This window comes from Neisseria sp. P0014.S009 (assembly GCF_051958155.1).
GTDB classification, from domain to species: domain Bacteria; phylum Pseudomonadota; class Gammaproteobacteria; order Burkholderiales; family Neisseriaceae; genus Neisseria; species Neisseria flavescens_C.
Genome location: NZ_JBQCVS010000168.1, coordinates 1 through 257 on the forward strand (window position 1 = coordinate 1; position 257 = coordinate 257).

The 257-nt window shown below is 34.2% G+C and carries 1 protein-coding gene; it reads left to right on the forward strand.

Annotated features, from left to right (window positions below; translation table 11 throughout):
* Positions 1 to 46 precede the first annotated feature (46 nt).
* On the forward strand, positions 47 to 257 hold a 211-nt coding region (locus ACTHS4_RS12155), incomplete at its 3' end, for a hypothetical protein (RefSeq protein ID WP_440366016.1).

Here is a 257-nt window from a genome sequence, read left to right on the forward strand (position 1 = left end):
TTCTTATATTCCGGGTGAAGAAATTGTCTCGAGGAAATTTACCCAATTGGCTGAAGTAAAAGAAAAGACGGCATTAAGTTATCTAAGTGAGTTTACTAAAAAGTATTCTTCCGGTTCAGAAATTTCTTCAGGTAAATTTAATCCTAATGCTTTAAAAGGTGGTCGACTAGATGGAGAGTTAATTTTGGAAATCCCTGTACAAACAAAGCCAGTTCCACAAAAAATTATTGAAGAGGCGAATGAGAAAGGGATTATTA